At 35.6% G+C, this 5,688-nt stretch carries 5 protein-coding genes; 4 read left to right on the plus strand and 1 reads right to left on the minus strand.

Features of this window, described 5'->3' with window-relative positions:
* Positions 1-101 precede the first annotated feature (101 nt).
* The gene (locus NTU89_00980) at positions 102-611 is read left to right on the plus strand and encodes a hypothetical protein (protein ID MCX5923119.1); all 510 of its coding nucleotides are present in this window, start codon (positions 102-104) and stop codon (positions 609-611) included.
* Positions 612-703: 92 nt separating this feature from the next.
* On the plus strand, positions 704-1,624 hold the full coding sequence (locus tag NTU89_00985; protein ID MCX5923120.1) for a M48 family metalloprotease: 921 nt from the start codon (positions 704-706) through the stop codon (positions 1,622-1,624).
* Positions 1,625-1,751: 127 nt separating this feature from the next.
* On the opposite strand, the gene NTU89_00990 is transcribed toward NTU89_00985, so the two are convergent.
* A complete protein-coding gene (locus tag NTU89_00990; protein MCX5923121.1) occupies positions 1,752-2,273 on the minus strand; it encodes a hypothetical protein in 522 nt (173 codons plus the stop codon).
* Positions 2,274-2,432: 159 nt separating this feature from the next.
* Between NTU89_00990 and NTU89_00995 the strand changes: the two genes are divergently transcribed.
* Together NTU89_00995 and NTU89_01000 are read left to right on the plus strand one after the other, a co-directional pair.
* Positions 2,433-3,761, plus strand: coding sequence for an MBL fold metallo-hydrolase (locus NTU89_00995; protein ID MCX5923122.1), 1,329 nt, complete (start codon positions 2,433-2,435; stop codon positions 3,759-3,761).
* 177 nt (positions 3,762-3,938) lie between these two features.
* Positions 3,939-5,468 (plus strand): AAA family ATPase, encoded by a 1,530-nt coding sequence (locus NTU89_01000; protein ID MCX5923123.1) that lies wholly within the window; start codon positions 3,939-3,941, stop codon positions 5,466-5,468.
* The last annotated feature ends 220 nt before the right edge of the window (positions 5,469-5,688 follow it).

Below are 5,688 nucleotides of genomic sequence, written 5' to 3' on the forward strand. Positions count from 1 at the left end.
TAAATGAAATTGCTGATCGATTGATTGCTGGTGAAGATGTGAAGTTATATTAATTATAACAAGGCAATAGCCCAGACGAAAATTAAAGAAATTAACAAACCATGGCCAGATTAAAAGTCTGCCATGGTTTGTTAACAAGTGTTGCTGATTTTGCAGATGCAGCTTACGAGGCAAATAAAAGAAATCAAGTATTGCTGGCATCACAGCTCATGGATGTTGATTGGATAGCCCTAAGATTGTCGCGCGATATTGCTACAGCTGCACTACCTTACGCGCAAGGAGTTATTTATGGAATAGCTTATGGCGCTACAGATGTTCTTCATATGGCGTCCCGTCCAATTGAAACGTGTAAAGACCTTGGTAAAACAATCTGCTTTGCTCTCGAAACAGCTGCCCTAAACTGCGTTGAAGACGAATCTATGGCACCCGAAAGCTATAAATTAAAACGCGATCAAAGAAATGAGCAAGTTGCGCAGGCTTTGCATAAGCTTGGTGATCAGATGGCAAACTCTACAGGCCCTCAAAGAGTTGAAGCGTTAGCGAGATTTGGCGCCAACTATTATTTCGTAAAGCTCGCGCACTCTTGTAGTCGCGGGCTTTTTTTATGCTAGCAAAGGCTATATTTTGCAACCAGAGGTGATCATTGTTATACTTAAAACATCTAAAAAATAATGCTTTTTCATAATAAAACAAAGGGCCGAGAGTGCTTAAAAAACAAATTATGGGCACCATAACTGTGTCTTGGCCATTAATAGGGATTTTTTATAACTTCCCAGTCTTGCTACACAGTCCATATTCACAGATCTTTGGTGGTATTATCCTTGGTGCTTACATTTGGTATTTAAATTATAAAAACCATGCAGCGCTGCAAAAAGGATTACTTTACGTACCATCTGGGTCACACAAACAAATGTTTGAAAATTTGATTCGCTCATGCAACATTGATCCAACAACAATTACTTTAAAATATGCCTACACCGCTCAACAAATTGCTATGGCAATGGGCAGAACAATAGTTATTGACCCTACAACCTGCACCCTGTCTAGCGATGATACCAATGCAACTCCGGTAGTCAGTGTTTTTACACACATTTACTCAGCGGGTTTAAATACACTTCAAAAAGAGCGTCAACTATCACAATCTCAATTAACTAGAGAAGCTCAATCATTTTTTTTCAAACATGAACTGGGCCATATCATAGATAATTATTCATATAAAAAATTATGGATTGTTTTTGCAGTAGCCACAACTTCAACAGCTATCGCAATTTCTACAGTAAAACTTCTTTTGCCATTTACAAACTCACTGACTGAACAGTCGCTTGCAGTTATTGTAGGCCTTTTTATTGGCATGTTTTTTGATCTGTTTTTTACTTACGCATCAAACTTTTTCTTTAAAGTTGCTGCTGAAAAAAGAGCTGACCAATTTGCTGCAAAATATAGCACGGCTCAAGCAATTACCGAAGTGGCTCACTTTTTTGGAAAAGAAGAAGAGATGATTGAAACATACAAAGATCCAAAAAACTTACTTTTAAAGCTACCTTCAACAATACTTTCTGGACACCCTACTGGTAAAACGCGTGAAGCTTATTTGTTAAAATGGACTGAAGACAAACAATCATAACATCGGTTTAAATAGCTCTCACAAAATATAAGTTCTTATAAAAAATAAAAAGAGCCCGCGCATTTTTGTAATTGCGGGCTCTTTTTTAGATGTTTATGAATGTTGCAATTTATTTAATGATACAATTTTATCGACGTTTTGCGAGAATACGTTTTTTGTGTTGATCTAGAATACCTTTTTTTTCTTCATCTGTAGGAATTCTACGAACGGTTACCGCCTGATCTATATCAGGAAATGCAAATCTGCAACTGTTGTCTTTCCAAGAATTGCAATACCAGCATTCTAAATCTGATCGACCAGCAGAGGTCAATTTAGCTTTTTTCTCACAATAATAATCTGGATTTTTATTATCTCGCTCACAGAGCATAGCGCGAGAACCTATACCCGTTGTACACCTAAATCCATGATTGATTTTAATAGAATATTCACGAATCTCAGTCATTTTTTTATGTACTTCAGGAACAACTACAAGGCCAGCTATTAATGCCACAGCGCAGATAACAGGCTTTAATATATTGCATTTTTTATCTTTAAAACCGCCATCTCCTCGCCGCTCTAAATACTGACCCGACTGAGAGGCAAAAATATTAGTTGCGACATTAAAACACAAAATTAAGACAAATATGTGCTTTGAAAAAGTTTTACGCATGTATAATCCTAGTGTATAAAAAACAATAAATTTAATATCGATCAATTATACTCAAAAGATCGTAAAATTAAAGATTTTTAAGGTTATTTGTTTTTTGTCAGTATTTTTTATATATCAAAATTAATAATTATTTTGATAATTGAAGAGTAGGTTAAAAAAATGAAGATAACTTTTTTTGGTGCAACGCAAGAAGTCACAGGATCAAAATATCTTGTTGAGAGCGAAAATACAAAAGTCTTAGTTGATTGCGGTCTTTATCAAGGCGAAGATCACATCAAAAAACATAATTGGGATACATTTCCAGTAGATGCAAAAACTATCGATGCAATCGTCTTAACCCATGCTCATCTTGATCATACTGGCTACATACCAGTGCTTGTTAAAAACGGATTTGAGGGCAAAGTATATTGCTCAAAAGGAACGTCTGCTGTAGCAGCAATTGTGCTTAGAGATAGCGGATCGGTGCATGAGCAAGATGCAAAAAAAACTCAATTACAACCTTTATACACGATTAAAGATGCCGAAAATGCGATCACCCTTTTTCAAACTATGGACTACGGAACTGTTTTTTCAGTTGGCTCTTTAAAAATCAAACTAATTCAATCATTTCACATCTTAGGATCATCATTTGTTGTGATATCTGACGGAAGCAAAACTTTAACATTTTCTGGTGACCTTGGACGCCCAAACCAACTTATAATGAAATCACCACCACACCTAAAAGAAACTGATTTTTTGGTCCTTGAGTCTACCTATGGAAATAAGGTTCATCCCAACACAGATCCTATCTCTGAGCTTGGCAAAATAATTAATCAAGCAATTTCAAAACAAGGAACTATTATAATTCCTGCTTTTGCGATAGAAAGGACACAAACAATTCTTTATTGCCTCTATCTTTTACGACAAAAAAATATTATCCCAAAAATTCCTATTTTTTTAGATAGCCCTATGGCGACAAGCATTACTAATTTGTTTGATGAGTTCACAGATGAACACACATTATCACCACAGCAATGCAAGGACGTTTTTAACATTGCCACCTACACTGCTACGACCAAGGACTCTGCTCATGTTGACCTGGTAACTGGTCCTAAAATAATTATTGCCGGAAGTGGTATGGCACACGGTGGAAGAGTATTGAACCACTTAACCCATTTTATTGCCAAAGCAACAACCACTATTATTTTCGTTGGTTTCCAAGCGGATGGAACAAATGGAAAAGCTTTAATTAATGGCGCAAATCAAATAAAAATAGATGAGCAATGGTACCCTGTCAACGCAACCGTCACATTAATAAATAGCTTTTCAGCACATGCAGACAGCAATGAGATTTTGCAGTGGGTTAGTTCCTTTGAAAAAAAGCCCAAAAAAATATTTTTAACCCATGGTGAACTAGCTGCCAGCGAGTCATTAAAACAAAAAATAGAAAAAGAACTAAATTTGTCTGTTGTTATTCCAAAAAAGCTCGAATCCTTTGATTTAAATTAGCTTTTCAACTGGTAAAAAAAGGCTTGTTGCGCTCGCAAACAAAAAAGGCAAAAAAGCCGCTCGCAAACAAAAAAGGCAAAAAAGCCCATACAAATAAGCTTTTTTGCCTTTTTTGCATTATTTGTTATACTTAAAAAGTAATCAAACATTAAAAATATCCTAAGGGGAATCATATCTATGACTAAAAATTTATACGCATGCTTTTTAGCAACTTTTATATTATCCACAAACTCCATTTTACCTGCAGAACCACAAAAAGACATGGCATACAATATGTCACAATCTGCTGTGCGTGGCGCAATGGAAGAAATAAGTCGTCAGCTTAACAACTCATCACCAGAAACAACAAAAAAAATCATCAGAGATTTACTAGCTGGTGGATTTTCGGCTATAAGTGATGCCCTAAAAGGCAAAGAGCTAAAAGAATTAAATAAAAACGCAATACCTGCAATCTCAGAGGCTATGGCTACGATTTCTAAGGGTATCCAATCTGGAACAGACGAAAGCGTCAAAATATTAAACAAAACAATGGCGGATGGTAGCAAGGAGTTTGGAATTGGATTAAATGATGTTGCTACAAATACTGGTAAACAAATGCAAGAAACGTTTAAAGAGGGAGGAGATCTTGATAAAGGGATTTCTCAAGGAGTAAGCATTTATACCAGAAATATAAACAGAGGAATTCAAAGCCTTGTTCATAACAATATGATGAAGGCTGGTGGAATTGCAGTTGCCACATCAACCACTCTTTTTATTGCTCAATATGGTATTCCATTAGCATTTAGAATGATTGAGCGTGCACTTTTAAAACCAAAACTTATCATTTCTTCATCTAAAAAAAGCCTGTATCAAAAATTATTTGGCCCTAAGGCTCAAGAAACTCCAATGATTTTTACACCATGGCTGCAAGATAGACTTGATAACATTATAAAAGTAACATCGACCATCAGCAAAAAAATCAAAGAAGGTAAGTCTAACGTTAAGTATAGAAACCTACTTCTTTACGGCGCTCCTGGAACAGGTAAAACATTATTTGCAACAGAACTTGCAAAGCGATCTGGTCTTGAATATGCATGCATGAGTGGTTCATCATTTTCTAAATTTAAAGATGGTGAAGGAATAGAAGCACTCGATGAACTATTTGCATGGGCAAATAAAAGCAAAAATGGACTACTCATCTTTATCGATGAAGCAGAAACATTCCTTTCGAAGCGTGAAAACATGGACCCTCAAAGTAAATCTTATCTGCTTTTAAACAACTTTTTAAATTACACAGGAACAAGAAGTAATAAATTTATGATTGTTTTTGCAACAAACCATAAAGATGTCCTAGATAGCGCGATGGATCGCCGAATTGATGATTTAATTGAAATGCCGCTTCCTGGGTTAGAAGAACGAGTTCGCATCTTAAATCTATATAAAGATATTATTTTAATGGACCTCAAGCAAAACGAACCATGCTTTGTTCAATCAGTCTCAAGCGTTTTAACTCAAAGAACAATTGAAGAAATGGCAATCAAGACACAAGGTTTATCTGGTGGCGACTTAGAAGGAATCATCAACACTATCAAAACCGATGCTGATATCCTTGATCCTGCAATTGTAACGCATCACTTGATTAATACAGTTATTGAGCAAGCTATGGCAAAACATAAAGCTTTTAGCAAAAATCGAATGTCCTATCTTGCAAGTACTAAGAACGGATAAAACTCAAGCAATAAGGTAAATAAGCGTTTGAATTATTCTACGCTTTTGAGATACTTAAAGTGTAAGGTAAAGTATCTAGCTAGATACTCAGGGGGACCAAAAATCTTTCTATCAAAACACTTTTTTCAAAAAAATCATTGTAACCAATAAGTCACAAAGGGGCCTTTTATGTCACAAAATAATAAAGTTCAAGAATCACAAGTTGAAGAAAAAGATGCAA

The sequence above is a fragment of the Candidatus Dependentiae bacterium genome, assembly GCA_026389065.1.
Lineage (GTDB): Bacteria > Babelota > Babeliae > Babelales > Chromulinivoraceae > JACPFN01.

Bases quoted from the DNA above. Each gene is read 5' to 3' on its own strand.
- NTU89_00980 (MCX5923119.1), top strand. From the start codon at position 102: ATGGCCAGATTAAAAGTCTGCCATGGTTTGTTAACAAGTGTTGCTGAT.
- NTU89_00990 (MCX5923121.1), bottom strand. From the start codon at position 2,273: ATGCGTAAAACTTTTTCAAAGCACATATTTGTCTTAATTTTGTGTTTT.
- NTU89_00995 (MCX5923122.1), top strand. From the start codon at position 2,433: ATGAAGATAACTTTTTTTGGTGCAACGCAAGAAGTCACAGGATCAAAA.
- NTU89_01000 (MCX5923123.1), top strand. From the start codon at position 3,939: ATGACTAAAAATTTATACGCATGCTTTTTAGCAACTTTTATATTATCC.